The sequence below is a fragment of the Pseudomonas sp. GL_139_B genome, from assembly GCF_057834475.1.
The window spans coordinates 1,050,899-1,069,638 of sequence record NZ_CM174403.1; the positions used below are offsets into that span (position 1 = coordinate 1,050,899).

The following is an 18,740-nucleotide window of genomic DNA, read 5'->3' on the forward strand; positions in this document are numbered from 1 at the left end:
AGAAATCTTGCACCTATCCCTGAAATTACCCTTAAAGGGTAATTTTGACCAATCGAAAATCCCGCTCCATTTCCCTCTCTCTGACCGTAGGCGGTTGCCGTCCTACGTGTAGCTGACTAACCTGTCAGAAAATTCATCCTATGATTGGATGAAAGGGCGAATTCTATGTCAGACATTTCTCCATTGACCAAGCGATCCTTGGTCGACCAAGCGCTGGATCAGCTACGCCTTCGCATCACGCAAGGCGTCTGGGTCGTCGGCCAACGTCTACCCACCGAGCCGGAATTGGCGACCGAGCTGGGCATCAGCCGCAACACCGTGCGCGAAGCCATGCGCGTGTTGGCGTTTTCCGGGTTGATCGACATCCGTCAGGGCGACGGCAGTTACCTGCGGGCGGTGATCGATCCGCTGGATACCATGAAAGCGCTGTCCCGCTGCTCCCGCGAGCAGGCCCGTGAGACCCGGCACATCCTTGAGGTCGAGGCCATCGGGCTCGCAGCATTGCGCCGAACAGACGAAGACCTGGTGGCATTGCGCGAAGCGCTCGGCGTCAGCGGCAGCCACTATCACGGGGATCTCGACAGTTACATCGCTTGCGATCTGGTGTTTCACCGCCGTCTGGTGGACGCCGCGCACAACCCGACGCTCAGCGAGTTGTATCGCTATTTCTCCAGCGTTGTCGGCGCGCAACTGCGCCAGTCCTTGAATATCACCCCGCGACGCCAGGAAGTGTTCGACCTGCACATCGAATTGCTGGATGCCGTCGAGCAACGGGACCCGGAGCGGGCCAAAGCTCTGTCGAGGCAGTTGATCAATGAACCTTGAAACCGAGAAATCCATGTCCAGCAGCGATAGCAATCTTACGCAACCCAAGCGCACGGCGGAGCTCGAAGAGTTGCTGATCGACGCCGAGGCCGATGACGAACAAGTCCAGCAGAGCCACCCGCTGCTGCGCCGGCCATGGTTGTTGTTGCTGGGCCTGATTTTGGTGGCGTTGAACCTGCGCCCGGCACTGTCGAGCATGGCGCCGATGCTCAGCGAGATATCAAAGGCACTCGGTTTGTCGGCTGCGCAGGCCGGTTTGCTGACGACATTGCCGGTGTTGTGTCTCGGCTTGTTCGCGCCATTGGCTCCGGTGCTGGCGCGCCGTTTTGGCGCAGAGCGGGTGGTGTTGGGGATTCTGTTGACGCTGGCGGGCGGGATCATTTTGCGCAGTTCATTTGGCGAGATCGGCTTGTTTGCCGGCAGCGTGCTGGCGGGTGCGAGCATCGGCGTGATCGGTGTGTTGTTGCCAGGCATCGTCAAGCGTGACTTCCCGAAACAGGCCGGCACCATGACCGGTGTCTACACCATGGCACTGTGTCTGGGCGCCGCGATGGCCGCCGGTGCAACCGTGCCGTTGAGTGAGCATTTCGACAAGAGCTGGGCTATGGCCCTGGGCTTCTGGGTGCTGCCGGCGCTGGTCGCGGCGATCTTCTGGTTGCCGCAAGTGGGTGGCCAGAAAACTGGCGCACACAACGTCGCTTACCGTGTTCGCGGATTACTGCGCGATCCGCTGGCCTGGCAGGTGACGTTATATATGGGCCTGCAATCGTCTTTGGCGTACATCGTGTTCGGCTGGTTGCCGTCGATCCTGATCGGTCGCGGGCTGACACCGACCCAGGCCGGTCTGGTGCTGTCAGGATCGGTGATCGTCCAGTTGGCCAGTTCTCTCGCGGCGCCTTGGCTGGCGACACGCGGCAAGGACCAGCGCCTGGCCATTGTGGTGGTGATGCTGATGACCCTCGGCGGTCTGTTCGGCTGTCTCTACGCACCGATCGAAGGCCTGTGGGGCTGGGCGATTCTGCTCGGTCTGGGGCAGGGCGCTACGTTCAGCCTGGCGTTGACCCTGATCGTGCTGCGCTCGCGGGACTCGCACGTGGCGGCCAACCTGTCGAGCATGGCCCAGGGGTTTGGCTACACCCTGGCATCGATGGGGCCGTTCGCGGTCGGTATCGTGCATGACTGGACCGGCGGCTGGACGGCGCTGGGATGGATCTTCGGCGTCATTGGCCTCGGCGCAATCGTCGCCGGCCTCGGTGCCGGACGTTCGCTGTACGTTCAAGTCGTCAGTGAGAAGATCTGATGTCCAGGGGCCGTGCCTAGAGGTAAACAATCTCCAGTGTCGCCGAGCCATCCAGATTGACGGCGTTACTGAGGTCCAGGCGTGAGGCGGGAGCGATGACGACCTCGACCGTCACCCCGGTTGTAAGGTGCTGGATCGCAACCGGACCCGCGTTGCTGCCAGCACTGTCGGTAAACCCCAGGTAACTTTTTTGGGCGATCGAAATCGGGTTTGTATTGGCCATACTCCATGCCGCGCCGTAGGTGGTTGAGTCGGTTCGGTAGACGCGCGAGAAGTTGTCGGCAACGGCACTTGCCGGGTCGAAGGTCAGCGAATACAGACCCACTTTGTTGTTGCGGTGATCAAATCCCAGGCCGTAGTAAACCTCGCTGGTGACCGTCGCTGACCCTTCGCGGTTGTCCTGCATGCGCAAGGCAAAATGTGTCGGTGCATCGCAGTTGACGCGTAACGACAGGGTTTTGGGGGGCAGTCGCGTACTCTTGTCGGGGTTCAGGTCCTTGCTCGGCAAGGTGCCGAAATCGACCACTCCTGCGTTGGATAACACCGGCTCGCAAGCTGCCGGGGCGAAACTGGCGCGCAGGGTAGTCTGCCGCGAGCGTCCCGCTGCGACGTCGAAAATACCGGTGGTCTCCCAGAAAACTGCATCACGTTGCTGTAACGCTCGCTCTTGAACCCATGCGGTCAACTCAAGCTGGACGGCAAAACTGCGTCCTTGCACAGGGAGGCCGGCCCGCACTGGAGCGATCCCCTGAGTCGGTCGCCAGACCAGGCTCGAAGCGCTTTCCCCCACGGACTGCCGGTCGCCGGCAATCAACCCCAGTTGCACCGACTGCCCATCGAGGATCGCATCGTGAACACGTATTTCATAGTTGCCGAGTTCGGCAAAACGAAAGCGTTCGGACGTGGCCGCCACCGCCCGATAAAACACGCTCATGTCGATCGGTTGCGAACAGCTAACGCTCAGACTCATTCGTCGTTGGCCCAAGCTGCGCTCCGATGTTGCACCGGGATTTATTGCCCGGTTCATCCTTCCGTAGTCGAGCACGGGTTGGCTCAGGTTGAACTGGCAATCGTCGGGGAAAGCCCAGACAAGCGGTGGCAGCCCGCAGAGCGTCAACAGGCCAAGCGTCCATAGCCAAAGGCGGGGCGAGTTCATGAAGTGATCCTCAAAGAGTTCGGCATTGGGCAGCGACGGTCTCGTAGTACGCCTGCGTGTCGGCTTTGGCAGGAAGCTCGAAGTGCAGTTGGCAGCGAGCCATCCCCGGTGCTGTTATCCACAGCGTTCGTGGGTCGAGGACGTTGGGTAGAAACACCCGGCCGCCGTCTTGCACAAGGGTGACGAACTCACCCTCTTCGGTCTTCACGGTGGCACCGCGGGGCAGGGGGGCACCGCTGCCAGTGGAGACGTGGAGCAAGGCCCTGCGGGTTATCTCGACCTCGAATTCAACGTTGTCCACAGCCCCCCGACCGGCTGAAATGACCGCCAGTCCATTGCTGATATCGGCGTTGCGCGGCAGCGATCGGGTATCGACTTCAACCGGGCTGCGGCCATAAGCGGTCAACTGCGGCACGATGGCCTGACCTTGCCGGTCGGTCCAGACCGGACCGCTGGGCGTGGTGATCTTGATGGCGTTCATATCGCCTATCGAGAGCAGCGCAAAGGTGTCGCTCACCGGATAGGGCGAGAGCGTCACTCCCGAACGGTGCAGCACGGCACCGCCGCGAGCGCTTGCCTGATAGCTGGACCTTTGGGCATCGGAGCGAATGTAGTTGAGGTCCAGCAGGCTGTAGCGCGGCAGCAGTGAAACGCCCGCGGTGGACTGGGTTTGCTGATTGCGAGAGTCGTGCTCTACGCCCACCCGGTAACCGAATTGATCGTTGACTTGTTCACTCAAGCCGACGCCGCTGCGATGCTCCCCCCCGGAATTACGCACCCAGCTTCGCCCCCGACGATTTTCTCCCAACGGAACACTCACGCTCAGGTACAGGCTGTCATCACTGTGGTTTTCACCGCTGACCTGCCACTCCGCCGTTACCGAAACAGCTACGCCGAGGATGCTGGTACCCCATGATGCCAGCGCGCGGCTGCTGCTCTGATCGTCGAAAGTGTTCGAGCGGGCTACCCCCGCGCTAAACCCTCCCAACCACGGGTGCGACCAGGCCAGGGCGGCGTTTTGTTGGTCGCGGTAACGGGAGCGGCTATTGTTAGACGCAGAGTCGATGACCCCGTCTTCGAGTTCACGATAACCGAAGGTGCGGTAGGACATCCCCGCATTGATCGACCATTGTTCGCTTAAGCGTTGCGAGAGGGACAGGTCTGCTTGAAGTCCCTGAGCGGAGTCATCACGACGCGTGTCGGCGCCCTGAAGGGTGGTTTGAATCAACGTGTCGGGCCAAGGCAGCATACCCAGGCCCAGGCCGACAGCGCTATAGTCGGCGGCACCGGTCAACCCTGCGCTGAGCATGACTTCGCGCTGCAGTGCACCGCTCCATCCGCCACTGATCACCCAGGGTGTATCGTCATCGCTGTCACCGAGGTTGCGCAGTTTGCCTGCGGCCAGCGAGTAACCCGGTGCCGGTAAATCGATGCCGAGCATCGTGGCGGGAATGGTAAAGGTTCGTTCGCTGCCATTGGCTTCCTTGACCGTGACTTCAACGTCGGAGCGGCTGTTGAGTCGGCGTATGTTGTTCAGGGAGAACGGGCCGGCGGGCACCACCGTCGAGTGGATCAGCGAACCATTCTGCCGGACTTCTACCTGCGCCTGGCTGTAAGCGATGCCTCCGATGGTGGCGCGTCGGCCTTCAATTTGAAGTGCTTGTTCGGTCAGTATCTGTGCGCCGGTGATCTGGGCACTGGCCAGCACTGGGTTGTAGAGGTTGATCTGACCCGCCTGAAACACCGCCGCCTGACTGGCAAAGGTGCGTTGAGCGTAAGCCTCCAGATGGTCCGTGCGGGAAGTACCGTCCTGCCAGGTCTGCACCTGACGACTGCGCACGATCCAGTCGCCCGCATTGAATCCAAGCTCGGTGTTGGCGGCGGCGTAGTGGCTCGTTGTTTCGCCATCGTGGTTGTACAGGGTGGTGGCATCGTAGTTGAGGACGCCGGCGATCCCGCCGGTTTGATAATCGGAGATGTCCCGGGAAACCGGGCGCAGGGCATCGGTAGGTACAATCAACGACAGGCCGAGGCTTGCCGGGTAGTGCTCGATCAGCGTCTGCGGCCAGGTCCCGAGGATGTCGAAGCAGGGTTGATCGTCCCTGACCATGCCCTCGGCCGGGTCTTCGCTGGCCGCCACGCTCAAATTTGCCGCATCCAGCAGAACGCGATCAAAACACACGGCGCCCTGGTGATTGAACGTGACGTCCACCCGACCGCGGCTTGTGCCATTGACTGTCAGCGTGACCGGGTGTTTTCCGGCGGTGAAGCGCGGTGCTGCCAGCAGCAACGTGGCCAGCGCCGGATCGATACCGCGCTGTTGCAAGGTGTTTTTGTCGAACGATGCGAGCTGCGGTGACACATCAAGGTCATCGGCGCAGGCGTCGAGAAGGATCAGTGTGTGCGTCAACAGCAAGGCCACATTTGCCCAGAGCCGTGACAAAAAAAGAGCGGCGGCCGGAATGGCGGGCAGGGCTTCGCCGCCACGGTAAATCAATACTGTGTTCATGGAGTTCACTTGCTGGCTGGCCGATTACGCTGTGGTTTCAGGCACGCGTGCAGCGTGCATTTTCAGCCCTGGGATTTGATGGGTGCTTCGTGGATCGGTACCGCAAAACCGTAGACGGTGGCCGGTTGAAAGCGCACGTGCGTGGCCATCCCCGGTGGCGCCGCGATGGTGATGTGCTCGCCGGGCAACACATAGGTTCGTGGCAACATCGCCTGAGTCGCGGCGGGCATCAGTTGCACCTCTTGAGCCAGGCGCACGACGTAGGGCGTGTCGTTGCGAACGGTTAGCTGGCCGTTTTGCAGAGACCATTGCAGGTCCGTCCACGGGGTGCGATTGGACGCCAGGCCCTTGGGGTGAAGAATCATCGGCAGGTTCTGTCGCACCGTCACTCCCACACGGGCATGCCCAGGTTCGGTGGCGGATCTGCCTTGCGGCATGCCTTCAAAAATCACCCGCTTCAGCCGTTGGGTAAGCAAGGGTTTTTCCGATTGCAAAATGAAGCGCACCAGTTGGACTTTGGAGGCTTCGACGCGCGCCAGCGGTGGTGTCACGAACACCAGGGGTTCGGTGTCTTGCGGAATGTCTTCGATGGTGACGTGCAGCAGTGCCAGGTTGGCGTCGCTGTTCGTCACGGAGACGGAAGCCTCGCCGTCCGCCTCATTGACGATCACCACCGAAGTGTTCGGGATCATGCCGTCGGCCTGAGCCTGCCAGGTTGCCAGCAGGGTTATTGCGCCAAGGCCACTGGTTTTCAGAAGGCGCGCGAAAGTAATGAACATCGTCATCAGGTGTCTCGTCGAGTGGGTACACAGTGACCGGCGTTACCAGTACTTGAGCTGCATCGTGGCGTGGCCATCAATTGGGATTTCATCCATCAGCGGCAGGTCATTGGCCCGCACGATTGTGGTGAATACGGTCAGCCTGGCACTCAAGTCTTTTATGGCAACCGGGGTGGTCAAGTCGGACTGGGTGGCGAACGCGGTCAAGCCTGCGTGTCCCAGATAGGACGATGGCCTCCAGCTGACGCCCTCGTTACTGGACAGGATGGTTCTCACCGGCACATCGTCAGCAATCGGATCAAACCGGTTTGCAACGCGGTGGGCTTCTCAGGGGCCAGGTCTTTTGCCGTCAATTTCCCATGGTCGATAATCCCGCCGCCGGGACGCAACCGATCAGCAGCACTGCAGCGAACGTTCTGGTGATGTTTTCCATGTCGGGTTACCCAAAACTGACGGGCCGGGCGCCGTATCGCGCCAGCCCATTGGTTGATGTCGAGTTACAGGTACTTCACTTCCAGGGTGGCAAACCCGTCGATCTGTACTTCGTCAGTCAGGGTCAGACTATTGGTAGGGGCAATACCGGTTCGCACGACGAGATCCAGGGCCATGTCCTTGATCGCGACCGGCGTGCTGGTATCGCTCGTGGCCGCCACGGCCCAGATGTTATTCGTCCCCCAAAACTGTTGTGACCCTTCCGTGAGCCAGGTCTGACCACCGTCTGTGGACAGGATGGCCCGTGCGACGACGTTGTCGGCCATCACGTTGCGCGGAACAACTCGAAAGTAGCCCAGCTTTTCGCCGTAATTGGTCAGCCCCAGACCAAAGTAGGTCTTGGCAATGCCAGTACCTGCACGGTTATCGATAGGTGACAGGGCAAACAGGATCGCTGCGTCGCAGTTCACCGCCAGTTGCAATGTCGTGTCGGGTAGGTAGGTGGCGGTGTCTGGCTTCAGGTCTTTTGCTGACATTTTTCCATGATCGACGATGCCGCCGGCGGATAGGGTGGGTGTGCAGGCACCCGGGATGATGGTGCCTTTGACGGTCAGGTCAGTGCTGGATGCCGCGAAAGCGGAGGTTGTACCGGTGAGGAGTAAGGCTGCGGTAAAAATCGAGAGGTGCTTGTTCATGAATGGATTCTTCGTGATGCAAGATTTAGGAAGGTCGGGGGTTGCACCTCGCGACTTCAGCGCAGCGGGTGTGCTGCGCTGGCGGTCGTTATCAAAGGTGTACGCCCGGTTCATGCGCAAAACGGACAACGCCGATCTGCGGTGCGGCAAAATCTAACGGCCGGGCCGGGCAGGGGGAATGCAACAATTACGAAAGCGTGCGACGCGTTGTCGGGGGCGGGACTGGGCTGATTCGTTGTTTGCTGGTCGGGTTCCAACTGTCTGTAGTTCTTCTGCACTACAGCGTGTAGTCGGGAGGTGTAGGGGGCTTCTTTTTCTTTCATAGGAAAATGGAAGCACCCCCGTAATCATTGAGTTACGTGGCTTACCAGCCATATTCGCTGTTGTAGGGGGAGGAGGAGGACGTTATTTTCCGCGCATTCCGGTCACCGAATAGGAGATATCCGACAATGCGCGTAATTATTGCTGATGATCATCCTGTCGTACGTATCGGGTTGCGGATGCTTCTCGAAGCGAACCGAATGTGCGTGGTTGTGGGGGAAGCAGACGGACCGGACAGCTTGCTGAAGTTGCTGTCTGGGACCCCCTGCGATCTGTTGGTCACTGACTTCTCTATGCCTGGCAATCAGCAGGCCGATGGTCTGAAGTTGCTGAACACGATTGGGCGTTACTACCCGCGATTGCCGATCATCCTGGTGACTATGTTTGCCAATGTAGCGACGCTCAGGGCGGTATTTGCCCAGGGTGTGGTAGCCATTGTGGCCAAGGGGGCGTCGGCCAAGGAGTTACCCATGGCCATCAAGGCCGCACGCGAAGGGCGACGTTTTATCAGTGAGGCGTTACGCGCGCCGCTGGAACAGTCAGGTAGCCGCGACCCGGCACGCGAGCCGTCGCTGTCGACCAAGGAGCGTGAAGTCGTGAGGATGCTTGCCACTGGCATGACGGTCTCTGAGATCGCCGCCCATAACAAACGCAGCATTTCGACCATCAGCAAACAAAAAAATATGGCCATGCTCAGGCTGTGCATTTTCACGGATGTGGATCTTTTTGCCTATGCCCGGGACAACGGCCTTGTTCCCTAGTCAGGAAATTTGCACCCAAGATGCCATGGTCGCGATATTAGCCCGGCGAATCCTGATGGTTTTCCCGACGTTTGCAGACTATCGTGCAGGCAATATTACGAAGCTGATTTGCAAGCACAGGGAGTCTGTTCATGAGTGATGCCCACAGCGCATTGATCACCCGGTTCTACCAGGCTTTCCAGCGCCTGGATGCCGAGGCCATGAGCGCCTGCTACACCGACGACGTGGTGTTCAGTGATCCGGCGTTCGGCGAACTGCGCGGCCGCGATGCCGGCGACATGTGGCGCATGCTGACCACCCGGGCCAAGGACTTTTCCCTGACCTTCGACAACGTGCGGGCCGACGAGCGCACGGGCGGTGCGCACTGGGTGGCGACGTATCTGTTCAGCCAGACCGGCAACATTGTGGTCAACGACATTCAGGCACGCTTCGTGTTTCGCGACGGCAAGATCTGCGAGCACCACGACAGCTTCGACCTGTGGGCCTGGTCGCGGCAGGCGCTGGGTTTCAAAGGGCTGATTCTGGGGTGGACGCCTCTGGTCAGAAACGCCGTTCGTGCTCAAGCGCTCAAGGGGCTGAAGGCATTCCAGGCCAGTCGCTGATAAGATCGCGGCTTGTCTCCTACACGCCCTGATCGTCACGTGAGCACCCTGAGCGAATCTTCCGACATTGCCGCCGAACCGGTGCTGCCCGTCAGCAAACCCTGGTTCGTCTACCTCGTTCGCGCGGCCAATGGCTCGCTCTACTGCGGGATCAGCGACAATCCCGTGCGCCGCTTCGCCACTCATCAGAGCGGCAAGGGCGCGCGGTTTTTCCTCTCCAGCCCGGCCGTGGCCCTGGTTTACACCGAAGTCTGCCGCGACAAAAGTGAAGCGCTACGTCAGGAGCGACTGATCAAAAAACTCAAAAAAAGCGCCAAGGAATGCCTGGTCGCGAGTGCCACTGCGGGTTTATCAACCTGACTGATAAGTGCCCATCAGGCAATGCTGTAGGCCGCTTGCCGATTGCGCGTTAAGCTGCAGATTCCTAATCCATGCGGCGGAGCCGAGCATGTCCGAGTTGATTCTCCATCATTACCCGACGTCCCCTTTTGCCGAAAAGGCCCGCCTGCTGTTGGGCTTCAAGGGGTTGTCCTGGCGCTCGGTGAACATCTCGCCGGTGATGCCAAAACCCGATCTGACTGCGCTGACCGGTGGCTACCGCAGGACGCCAGTGTTGCAGATCGGTGCAGATATCTATTGCGATACGTCGCTGATCGCCCGTCGCCTAGAGCAGGAAAAAGCCTTGCCGGCGTTTTTCCCGGAAGGCCAGGAAATGATCGCCGCGAGCTTTGCGACCTGGGCTGATTCGGTGGTGTTCCAGCATGCGGTCAGCCTGGTATTTCAGCCTGAGTCGATCGCTGTGCGTTTCGGCCATTTGCCGCCGGAAGCGATCAAGGCGTTCATTGCCGACCGCGCCGGGCTATTCAGTGGTGGCAGTGCAACCAAGTTGTCCACTCAGCAGGCCAAGCATCAATGGCCAACGATCATGGCGCGGCTGGAGCAACAACTTCAGCGCGAGCAGGGTGACTTCCTGTTTGGCGAGCCGTCGATTGCCGACTTTGCCCTGGCCCATCCGTTGTGGTTCCTCAAAGCCACGCCGGTGACTTCACCGCTGGTTGACGCCTATCCGGCCGTGTCGGCCTGGTTGGGACGGGTGATGGGCTTCGGTCATGGTGCGTCCAGCGAGATGACGTCCGAGGAGGCGTTGGAAGTGGCGCGCAAAGCCACGCCAGCAGCGTTGCCAGATGAACAATTTGAAGAGCCGAACGGATTTGAACCTGGCCAGCAAGTGGCGATCGCCGCAATTGATTACGGCGTTGACCCGGTGGCGGGCGAGTTGCTGTTTGCGGGTGGCGAAGAACTGATTCTGCGCCGCGAAGACGAGCGCGGCGGCGTGGTGCATGTGCACTTCCCGCGATTCGGATTCCGCATCGAAAAACGCTGACGTACACATTGTGGGAGCGAGTCTGCTCGCGATAGCGGCGGTACATTCAACATCAATGTGATTGACACACCGCAATCGCGAGCAGGCTCGCTCCCACATTTATTTCAGGGCCGCGAGGATTGTGTCCGGGTCATACCCGCGAATCAGCGTCCCGTTCACATCGATGATCGGAATCCCGCCCCCCCCCAACGCCTCATAAGCCTTGCGCGCCTCGGCATCTTTTTCGATGTCGAATTCCTTGTACGGAATGCCTTTCTGATCGAGAAAGCGCCGGGTCAGTTTGCAGTAGCCGCACCAGTCCGTCGCATAGAGCACGACGTTGGCCTTGGCCTGTGTCTGCTCTGACACCCCTTGTGAAGGGTTGAAGACCCGCTCGATCTTGCCCCAGTTCTGATAAACCACGACCACCAGCAATATGAGCAGAAATTTCTTCAGGATGCCGTTCAGCATCAGTTGCGTCGCTTGAGCTGGTCAGTCAATTGCGTTGGCAAGCCCTTGATGATCAGCGTGCCGGCTTCTTCGTCGTACTCGATCTTCGAGCCCAACAAGTGCGCTTCAAAGCTGATGGACAAGCCTTCCGCGCGGCCGGTGAAGCGGCGGAATTGATTCAGGGTGCGTTTGTCCGCCGGAATCTCCGGCGACAGACCGTAATCCTTGTTGCGGATGTGATCGTAGAACGCTTTCGGGCGCTCTTCGTCGATCAGCTCCGAGAGTTCTTCCAGGCCCATGGGCTCGCCGAGCTTGGCCTGGCTGCTGGCGTAATCGACCAAGGTCTTGGTTTTCTCGCGGGCGGACTCCTCCGGTAAGTCTTCACTTTCAACGAAGTCGCTGAACGCCTTGAGTAGGGTGCGGGTTTCGCCGGGGCCGTCGACGCCTTCCTGGCAACCGATGAAGTCGCGGAAATACTCCGAAACCTTTTTCCCGTTCTTGCCTTTGATGAACGAAATGTACTGCTTGGACTGCTTGTTGTTCTGCCACTCGGAAACGTTGATCCGCGCCGCCAGGTGCAACTGGCCCAGATCCAGATGCCGGGACGGAGTCACGTCCAGCTGATCGGTCACTGCAACGCCTTCACTGTGGTGCAGGAGAGCGATCGCCAGGTAATCGGTCATGCCCTGCTGGTAATGCGCGAACAGCACGTGGCCGCCCACTGAGAGGTTCGACTCTTCCATCAGCTTTTGCAGATGTTCCACCGCCACCCGGCTGAACGCCGTGAAGTCCTTGCCGCCCTCGAAGTATTCCTTCAGCCAGCCGCTGAACGGGTGTGCGCCGGATTCGGCATGGAAGAAACCCCAGGCCTTGCCTTGTTTGGCGTTATAGCTCTCGTTGAGGTCGGCAAGCATGTTCTCGATCGCGCTCGACTCGGCGAGTTCAGAGTCGCGGGCGTGAAGAACTGCGGGTGTGCCGTCGGGTTTTTTGTCGATCAGGTGGACGATGCAATGACGGATCGGCATGGGCTTCTCGGCTGATTGAAGAGAGGAGGGCGTGCTCCCCGAAAAAGTGCCAAGTGTACCGCAACCACTGGTTTGGGCGCGGCATGAAGGGCAAATCCGGGGCGACCGGCGGTGCTTATGCGTTTTTTTCCCGTTTTAGCACAATAAAGCTGACCAAATGGGTAGCTAGAGGCGGATATTTCCCCGTCGCTGTGCTAGTTTTGCCCGGTCTTACGCGAAGTCACTGCGTTAAGCGTGCATTCAGCATTTGTCAGGTCGAACCAAACCCTGATTTCGGCATCTATAACCCCGATCCAGTGGTTATTGGCCGAGGGTGCCAGATCCAGAAGATCGGGCTCGATGGCTGACACTGCACTCTGCAATCCATATGAATTTGATAGGGAAGGAACACTACATGGCTCTTACTAAAGACCAACTGATCGCCGACATCGCTGAAGCTATCGACGCGCCAAAAACCACCGCGCGTAACGCTCTGGACCAACTGGGCCAAATCGTTGCTGATCAGCTGGAAAACGGCGGCGAAATCACTCTGCCAGGTATCGGCAAACTGAAAGTGACTGAGCGTCCTGCCCGTACTGGCCGTAACCCTTCGACTGGCGCTGCCATCGAAATCGCTGCCAAGAAAGTTATCAAGCTGGTTGTGGCCAAAGGCCTGACCGACGCTGTTAACAAGTAAGACTTGTTAAAAAAAACCGTGCTCCGGAGTAATCCGGGCACGGTTTTTTTGTGTCTGAAATTCAGCGATTGACCTGCAACACCGCAAAACCAATGTAGGAGCGAGCTTGCTCGCGAAGGGGCCATAACATTCAAAATCGATGTTGAATGTAAGACTACCTTCGCGAGCAAGCCCGCTCCTACAGTTACTCAGCTTTTGCGAACCCAGCGTTCGCGCCAGACCTGCTGCTCGGATTTAGTCTGGAACGTCCACGCGACGAAGCGGCTCTGCTTCTGCCCCTGGGACATCTCCACCACCTGGCTTTCCAGCACACCAGCCTTTTTCAAGGCTGTCTGGATCGCAGGCAGGTTAGAGGCTTTGGACACCAGGGTGCTGAACCACAGCACTTTGTGTTGGAAGTGAGCGCTCTCGGCAATCAACTGCGTCACAAACCGCGCTTCGCCACCTTCGCACCACAGCTCAGCCGATTGTCCGCCGAAGTTCAGCACCGGCAGTTTGCGTTTCGGATCGGCACGGCCCAAGGCGCGCCATTTGCGCTCGCTGCCCTTGGTCGCTTCGTCCATCGAGGCGTGGAACGGCGGGTTGCACATGGTCAGGTCAAAGCGTTCGCCCGGCTCCAGCAAGCCCAGCAGGATGTGCTTGGGATTGCTTTGCTGGCGCAACTGGATGGCTTTGTTCAGCCCGTTGGACTGCACGATGGCTTTGGCGGCGGCGACGGCCGTCGGGTCGATTTCCGAACCGAGGAAGTGCCAGCGGTAGTCGCTGTAGCCGATCAGCGGATAGACGCAGTTGGCGCCCATGCCGATATCGAGCACCTTGACCGGCGCGCCGCGAGGGATTTCGCCATCGTTGACGCTGGCCAGCAGGTCGGCGAGGAAGTGCACGTAGTCGGCACGCCCCGGAACCGGAGGGCAAAGGTAATCGGCCGGGATGTCCCAATGGGCAATGCCGTAAAACGACTTGAGCAACGCCCGGTTAAACACCCGCACCGCGTCGGGGCTGGCGAAGTCGATACTTTCCTTGCCGTACGGGTTGATGATCACGAACTTCGCCAGCTCCGGCGTGGTTTTGATCAGTGCCGGGAAGTCGTAACGACCCTGATGGCGGTTGCGCGGGTGCAGGCTGGCCTTCTCACGCGGCTCCACGGCTTTGGCCGGGGTGGCGGTGTCGGGCTTTTTGCGCGCAGGTCTGGGTGTGCGGGGGGCGTTCATGGGCGTTGTCGATTCGGGTATGGCTAAAAGTGGCGGGTATTGTCCCACATCCAGCTGTCTTGAACCCATTATCAGAAGCAACATAGATCCCTGTGGGAGCCGAGCTTGCTCGCGATGGGGCCTGAACATTCGACATGGAAATCATCTGAGCGTCCGCTATCGCGAGCAAGCTCGGCTCCCACAGGGGTTGTGATTGTCAGTTCTAAGGTACTGGTGTCTAGTCCTGAAATAGGTTTACACCTGTTTCAGCCTCAAAACGCCCGATGCACCGCATCGGGCGTTTTGTATTTCAGCGACAGATGAGGCCGCTCGTTGTTATAGATCTGCACCGACTCGTCCACCATCCGGATGGCCTCTGCAAAATCTTTGGGGCGATGTAGCAATAACTCGTTCTTCAAAATCCCATTCACACGCTCAGCCAATGCATTTTGGTAGCAGTCGTAGCCATCGGTCATTGAGCAGGTGATGCCGTACTTGGCATGCAGCCGCTGATAAAGCTCGGAGCAGTATTGGACGCCTCTGTCCGAGTGATGCACCAGGCGTTGTTCCGTTGTCCGCTGCTTGAGGGCTTTGTTGAACGCCTGGATCACCGATTCGGTGTGCAAGCTTTCATGGACATGGTGCCCCACGATTTTTCGAGAGTACGCATCGGTGATCAAACTCAGATAAGCCACACCCGTTTGCGTCGGTAAGTAGGTGATGTCCGCAACCCATACTTGTTCTGGCGCCTTGGCGACTACCTGAATCGGCCCATCTTTGAGCAGGTTTGGATGCCGGCGAAAGCGATGATGGCTGTCTGTCGTTTTGTGATAGGCCCGTCTGCGGGGAACCAGTTCGCGCCGATCTCGCAAGATATCGAATAAACGGTCTCGACCAACCTTTACGGACACTTCTGGCTCAGTGCGCATTAGATTGTGAAGTTTTCGGGTGCCAAGGCGCGGTTGCCTAAGTCGCTTTTCCCTCACGAACCCCATCACTTCCTGGGCATGACGGGCCCGGGCATCACACGCCCGGTTGCGCTTGTAATACGCCTGACGGGAAATCCCTATGAACTGGCAAGCCCGACTAATGCTCAGGTCTTGGATCTGCCCTTGAGAGAGGACTTGCCGGATCGCTTTTTTACGACAGAAACACCGAAGTCGTTCTTCAAAACATCAACGACGGCTTCGAAAAATTGAGCTTTCTGGTTGGCTTGGGCAAGCTTTTCTTCAAGCTCTTTGATTCGCTGCTCGGGTGTCAGCGGTTTATCGGGCTCATCCATGGAACGGGGTCTCTTGGAGCGAATGGACGCGCCTTGACTCCAGTCCTGCCGACCATGCCTGCGTAACCAGTTCAGTACGGTCGTTTTACCCTGAATGCCATAGCGCTCTTGAGCCTCTTTATAACTCAACTCGCCTTTTTCGACCTGATCGACGACCGACAATTTAAAGGTCAGCGTGTAATCACGCTGACTGCGCCTTTCTCCCGTATTCATTACTCTCTCCTGATAATGGGTCAGAAGGTGTAAACCTTATTCAGGACGGGACAGGGCACAAAAAAAGGGAGGCCACCTGGGCCTCCCTTTTTCATTGCGATGTGCCGTTACAGACTGGCAATCCGCGCATGCTGCTCGGCCAACTTGCCCAAAGCCTGTTCGGCTTCAGCCAGTTTGGCGCGTTCTTTCTCGATGACTTCAGCGGGAGCCTTGTCCACGAAACCAGCGTTGGACAACTTGCCACCCACGCGCTGAACTTCGCCCTGCAAGCGCAGGATTTCTTTGTCCAGGCGTGCCAGCTCCGCGTCCTTGTCGATCAGGCCGGCCATCGGCACCAGCACTTCCATCTCACCCACCAGTGCGGTAGCGGACAGCGGTGCTTCTTCGCCGGCAGCCAATACAGTGATCGATTCAAGGCGAGCCAGCTTCTTCAGCAGGGCTTCGTTCTCGGTGAGACGACGCTGATCTTCGGCGCTGACGTTCTTGAGGAACAGTGGCAGTGGCTTGCCCGGACCGATGTTCATTTCGCCACGGATGTTACGCGTGCCGAGCATCAGCCCCTTGAGCCATTCGATGTCGTCTTCGGCGGCCTGATCGATGCGCGCTTCGTTAGCCACTGGCCAAGGTTGCAGCATGATCGTCTTGCCCTCGATACCGGCCAGCGGCGCGATGCGCTGCCAGATTTCTTCGGTGATGAACGGCATGAACGGGTGCGCCAGACGCAGCGCCACTTCCAATACGCGAACCAGCGTACGGCGGGTGCCACGCTGACGCTCGACCGGTGCGTTTTCGTCCCACAGCACAGGTTTGGAGAGTTCCAGGTACCAGTCGCAATACTGGTTCCAGATGAACTCGTACAAGGCTTGTGCCGCCAGGTCGAAACGGAACTGGTCGAGTTGACGGGTCACTTCGGCTTCGGTGCGTTGCAGCTGCGAGATGATCCAGCGATCCGCCAGAGACAGTTCGTAGGCTTCACCGTTCTGGCCGCAGTCTTCGCCCTTGTCCAGAACATAACGTGCGGCGTTCCAGATTTTGTTGCAGAAGTTGCGATAGCCTTCAACGCGGCCCATGTCGAACTTGATGTCACGACCGGTGGACGCCAGCGAGCAGAACGTGAAACGCAGGGCGTCGGTGCCATAACTGGCGATACCGTCGGCGAACTCGTCGCGGGTCTGCTTCTCGATCTTTTTCGCCAGTTTCGGCTGCATCAGGCCGGAGGTGCGTTTCTGCACCAGTTCTTCCAGTTCGATACCGTCGATGATGTCCAACGGGTCCAGGACGTTGCCCTTGGACTTGGACATCTTCTGGCCTTGGCCATCACGTACCAGACCGTGCACATAAACGGTCTTGAACGGAACCTGCGGCGTGCCGTCTTCGTTCTTCACCAAATGCATGGTGAGCATGATCATCCGGGCAACCCAGAAGAAAATGATGTCGAAACCGGTCACCAGCACGTCGGTGGAGTGGAATTTTTTCAGGAATTCGGTCTGCTCAGGCCAGCCAAGCGTGGAGAAGGTCCACAGGCCCGAACTGAACCAGGTGTCGAGAACGTCGTTGTCCTGTTGCAGCGCAATGTCCGGACCGAGATTGTTCTTGGCGCGCACTTCGGCTTCGTCGCGACCGACGTAGACTTTGCCTGATTCGTCGTACCAGGCCGGAATCCGGTGGCCCCACCACAACTGACGGCTGATGCACCAATCCTGGATGTCGCGCATCCACGAGAAGTACATGTTTTCGTATTGCTTGGGTACGAACTGGATGCGGCCGTCTTCAACGGCAGCAATCGCAGGCTCAGCCAATGGTTTGGTCGACACATACCACTGGTCGGTCAGCCAAGGCTCGATGATCGTGCCGGAACGGTCGCCTTTCGGCACTTTCAGGGCGTGATCATTGACGCTGACCAGCAGGCCAGCAGCGTCGAATGCAGCAACGATTTGCTTGCGGGCTTCGAAGCGGTCGAGGCCGGCGTATTCAGCCGGGATCTTGCCGTCGATGCTTTCGTTCAGCGTGCCGTCGAGGTTGAACACCTGGCAGGCTGGCAACACGACCGCGTTCTTGTCGAAGATATTCAGCAGTGGCAGGTTGTGGCGCTTGCCGACTTCATAGTCGTTGAAATCGTGGGCCGGGGTGATTTTCACGCAGCCGGTGCCGAATTCAGGGTCGCAGTAATCGTCGGCGATGATCGGGATGCGGCGGCCGACCAGCGGCAGCTCGACAAATTTTCCGATCAGGGCTTTGTAGCGTTCGTCGTTCGGGTTAACCGCGACGGCGGAGTCGCCGAGCATGGTTTCCGGGCGAGTGGTCGCGACGATCAAGTAGTCATTGCTTTCCGCGGTTTTGACGCCATCGGCCAGCGGGTACTTCAGGTTCCACAGGAAACCTTTCTCGTCGTGGTTTTCCACTTCAAGGTCGGAAATCGCCGTGTGCAGCTTGGTGTCCCAGTTGACCAGGCGCTTGCCGCGGTAGATCAGGCCGTCTTCATGCAGACGCACGAAGGCTTCTTTCACGGATTCCGAGAGACCGTCATCCATGGTGAAGCGCTCACGGCTCCAGTCTACGGACGAGCCGAGGCGACGGATCTGACGGCTGATATTGCCGCCGGACTCATCTTTCCATTCCCAGATTTTCTCCAGGAACTTCTCACGACCCAGGTCGTGGCGGCTCTGGCCTTTGGCTTCGAGTTGACGCTCCACCAGCATTTGCGTAGCGATACCGGCATGGTCGGTGCCCGGCTGCCACAGGGTATTGCGACCCTGCATGCGGCGGAAACGGATCAGGGCGTCCATGATCGCGTTGTTGAAACCGTGACCCATGTGCAAGCTGCCGGTGACGTTCGGCGGCGGGATCATGATGGTGTAGGACTCGCCCGCGCCTTGCGGGGCGAAGTAATTCTCTGACTCCCAGGTGTTGTACCAGGAAGCTTCAATGGCGTGCGGCTGGTAGGTCTTATCCATGCGCGGCGGGACCCTATTGGCATTTATTCAGGAAAAGCCGGCAAGTATAGCGGGGCATGGGGCAGAGGGCGAGCAGGTGCGGATAGGGCGCAGTATCAAAATACAGTGCTGATTCAGTGTGGGAGCGAGCCTGCTCGCGATGCAGGCGTCACGGTCATTCAGGAAATCGAGGTGATGCTATCGCAAGCAGGCTCGCTCCCACAGGGT

General features: G+C 58.8%; 17 protein-coding genes. 7 read left to right on the top strand and 10 right to left on the bottom strand.

Annotated elements, in window-relative coordinates:
- The first annotated feature begins 165 nt into the window (after positions 1-165).
- On the top strand, positions 166-825 hold the full coding sequence (locus tag AC3ISI_RS04640; RefSeq protein WP_489335674.1) for a FadR/GntR family transcriptional regulator: 660 nt from the start codon (positions 166-168) through the stop codon (positions 823-825).
- Positions 815-2,125: a CynX/NimT family MFS transporter gene (locus AC3ISI_RS04645; protein ID WP_489335675.1), complete on the top strand. Its 1,311-nt coding sequence runs from the start codon at positions 815-817 to the stop codon at positions 2,123-2,125. Before AC3ISI_RS04640 ends, AC3ISI_RS04645 begins: the two co-directional genes overlap by 11 nt.
- Before the next feature lie 16 nt (positions 2,126-2,141).
- Here AC3ISI_RS04645 and AC3ISI_RS04650 read toward each other — a convergent pair whose 3' ends face one another.
- The 5 genes from AC3ISI_RS04650 to AC3ISI_RS04670 form a co-directional block, all read right to left on the bottom strand.
- The gene (locus AC3ISI_RS04650) at positions 2,142-3,281 is read right to left on the bottom strand and encodes a DUF1120 domain-containing protein (RefSeq protein ID WP_489335676.1); all 1,140 of its coding nucleotides are present in this window, start codon (positions 3,279-3,281) and stop codon (positions 2,142-2,144) included.
- Positions 3,282-3,291: 10 nt separating this feature from the next.
- Positions 3,292-5,790, bottom strand: a complete 2,499-nt coding sequence (locus AC3ISI_RS04655; RefSeq protein WP_489335677.1) for a fimbria/pilus outer membrane usher protein — start codon at positions 5,788-5,790, stop codon at positions 3,292-3,294.
- Between the two features lie 62 nt (positions 5,791-5,852).
- The gene (locus AC3ISI_RS04660; RefSeq protein WP_489335678.1) at positions 5,853-6,575 is read right to left on the bottom strand and encodes a fimbria/pilus chaperone family protein; all 723 of its coding nucleotides are present in this window, start codon (positions 6,573-6,575) and stop codon (positions 5,853-5,855) included.
- 36 nt (positions 6,576-6,611) lie between these two features.
- The gene (locus tag AC3ISI_RS04665; protein ID WP_489335679.1) at positions 6,612-6,845 is read right to left on the bottom strand and encodes a hypothetical protein; all 234 of its coding nucleotides are present in this window, start codon (positions 6,843-6,845) and stop codon (positions 6,612-6,614) included.
- 221 nt (positions 6,846-7,066) lie between these two features.
- The gene (locus tag AC3ISI_RS04670) at positions 7,067-7,696 is read right to left on the bottom strand and encodes a DUF1120 domain-containing protein (RefSeq protein ID WP_489335680.1); all 630 of its coding nucleotides are present in this window, start codon (positions 7,694-7,696) and stop codon (positions 7,067-7,069) included.
- Between the two features lie 449 nt (positions 7,697-8,145).
- Between AC3ISI_RS04670 and AC3ISI_RS04675 the strand changes: the two genes are divergently transcribed.
- From AC3ISI_RS04675 to AC3ISI_RS04690, 4 genes are all read left to right on the top strand, one after another.
- Complete coding sequence (locus AC3ISI_RS04675) at positions 8,146-8,778, top strand: response regulator (protein WP_489335681.1); 633 nt, start codon at positions 8,146-8,148, stop codon at positions 8,776-8,778.
- A gap of 131 nt (positions 8,779-8,909) precedes the next feature.
- A complete protein-coding gene (locus tag AC3ISI_RS04680; RefSeq protein WP_489335682.1) occupies positions 8,910-9,380 on the top strand; it encodes a nuclear transport factor 2 family protein in 471 nt (156 codons plus the stop codon).
- 39 nt (positions 9,381-9,419) lie between these two features.
- On the top strand, positions 9,420-9,740 hold the full coding sequence (locus tag AC3ISI_RS04685; protein WP_489335683.1) for a GIY-YIG nuclease family protein: 321 nt from the start codon (positions 9,420-9,422) through the stop codon (positions 9,738-9,740).
- 88 nt (positions 9,741-9,828) lie between these two features.
- Positions 9,829-10,764 carry a glutathione S-transferase family protein gene (locus tag AC3ISI_RS04690; protein ID WP_489335684.1) on the top strand — a complete coding sequence of 312 codons (936 nt, stop codon included), beginning with the start codon at positions 9,829-9,831 and terminating at the stop codon, positions 10,762-10,764.
- A gap of 99 nt (positions 10,765-10,863) precedes the next feature.
- On the opposite strand, the gene AC3ISI_RS04695 is transcribed toward AC3ISI_RS04690, so the two are convergent.
- Complete coding sequence (locus tag AC3ISI_RS04695) at positions 10,864-11,214, bottom strand: glutaredoxin family protein (protein ID WP_489335685.1); 351 nt, start codon at positions 11,212-11,214, stop codon at positions 10,864-10,866.
- A complete protein-coding gene (gene yejK / locus AC3ISI_RS04700) occupies positions 11,214-12,218 on the bottom strand; it encodes a nucleoid-associated protein YejK (RefSeq protein ID WP_007944833.1) in 1,005 nt (334 codons plus the stop codon). The genes AC3ISI_RS04695 and yejK overlap by 1 nt, the downstream gene beginning before the upstream one ends.
- Before the next feature lie 394 nt (positions 12,219-12,612).
- Here yejK and AC3ISI_RS04705 point away from each other — a divergent pair, with 394 nt between their 5' ends.
- Entirely contained in the window at positions 12,613-12,894 is a 282-nt protein-coding gene (locus tag AC3ISI_RS04705) for an HU family DNA-binding protein (protein ID WP_007905514.1), read from the top strand.
- A 188-nt stretch (positions 12,895-13,082) separates the two neighbouring features.
- On the opposite strand, the gene rlmF is transcribed toward AC3ISI_RS04705, so the two are convergent.
- From rlmF to AC3ISI_RS04720, 3 genes are all read right to left on the bottom strand, one after another.
- On the bottom strand, positions 13,083-14,105 hold the full coding sequence (rlmF, locus tag AC3ISI_RS04710) for a 23S rRNA (adenine(1618)-N(6))-methyltransferase RlmF (RefSeq protein ID WP_489335686.1): 1,023 nt from the start codon (positions 14,103-14,105) through the stop codon (positions 13,083-13,085).
- Between the two features lie 251 nt (positions 14,106-14,356).
- Positions 14,357-15,579 (bottom strand): IS3 family transposase gene (locus AC3ISI_RS04715; RefSeq protein ID WP_489335687.1). Its coding sequence is split into 2 segments (ribosomal slippage): positions 14,357-15,228 and positions 15,228-15,579, totalling 1,224 coding nucleotides; the frame shifts between segments, so codons are not numbered across the junction.
- 107 nt (positions 15,580-15,686) lie between these two features.
- Entirely contained in the window at positions 15,687-18,533 is a 2,847-nt protein-coding gene (locus AC3ISI_RS04720) for a valine--tRNA ligase (protein ID WP_489335688.1), read from the bottom strand.
- Positions 18,534-18,740: the final 207 nt, after the last annotated feature.

Excerpts from the sequence above, each read along its gene's own strand:
- AC3ISI_RS04640 (WP_489335674.1), top strand. The coding sequence starts at position 166 with ATGTCAGACATTTCTCCATTGACCAAGCGATCCTTGGTCGACCAAGCG.
- AC3ISI_RS04645 (WP_489335675.1), top strand. The coding sequence starts at position 815 with ATGAACCTTGAAACCGAGAAATCCATGTCCAGCAGCGATAGCAATCTT.
- AC3ISI_RS04650 (WP_489335676.1), bottom strand. The coding sequence starts at position 3,281 with ATGAACTCGCCCCGCCTTTGGCTATGGACGCTTGGCCTGTTGACGCTC.
- AC3ISI_RS04655 (WP_489335677.1), bottom strand. The coding sequence starts at position 5,790 with ATGAACACAGTATTGATTTACCGTGGCGGCGAAGCCCTGCCCGCCATT.
- AC3ISI_RS04660 (WP_489335678.1), bottom strand. The coding sequence starts at position 6,575 with ATGACGATGTTCATTACTTTCGCGCGCCTTCTGAAAACCAGTGGCCTT.
- AC3ISI_RS04670 (WP_489335680.1), bottom strand. The coding sequence starts at position 7,696 with ATGAACAAGCACCTCTCGATTTTTACCGCAGCCTTACTCCTCACCGGT.
- AC3ISI_RS04675 (WP_489335681.1), top strand. The coding sequence starts at position 8,146 with ATGCGCGTAATTATTGCTGATGATCATCCTGTCGTACGTATCGGGTTG.
- AC3ISI_RS04680 (WP_489335682.1), top strand. The coding sequence starts at position 8,910 with ATGAGTGATGCCCACAGCGCATTGATCACCCGGTTCTACCAGGCTTTC.
- AC3ISI_RS04690 (WP_489335684.1), top strand. The coding sequence starts at position 9,829 with ATGTCCGAGTTGATTCTCCATCATTACCCGACGTCCCCTTTTGCCGAA.
- AC3ISI_RS04695 (WP_489335685.1), bottom strand. The coding sequence starts at position 11,214 with ATGCTGAACGGCATCCTGAAGAAATTTCTGCTCATATTGCTGGTGGTC.
- yejK (WP_007944833.1), bottom strand. The coding sequence starts at position 12,218 with ATGCCGATCCGTCATTGCATCGTCCACCTGATCGACAAAAAACCCGAC.
- AC3ISI_RS04705 (WP_007905514.1), top strand. The coding sequence starts at position 12,613 with ATGGCTCTTACTAAAGACCAACTGATCGCCGACATCGCTGAAGCTATC.
- rlmF (WP_489335686.1), bottom strand. The coding sequence starts at position 14,105 with ATGAACGCCCCCCGCACACCCAGACCTGCGCGCAAAAAGCCCGACACC.
- AC3ISI_RS04720 (WP_489335688.1), bottom strand. The coding sequence starts at position 18,533 with ATGGATAAGACCTACCAGCCGCACGCCATTGAAGCTTCCTGGTACAAC.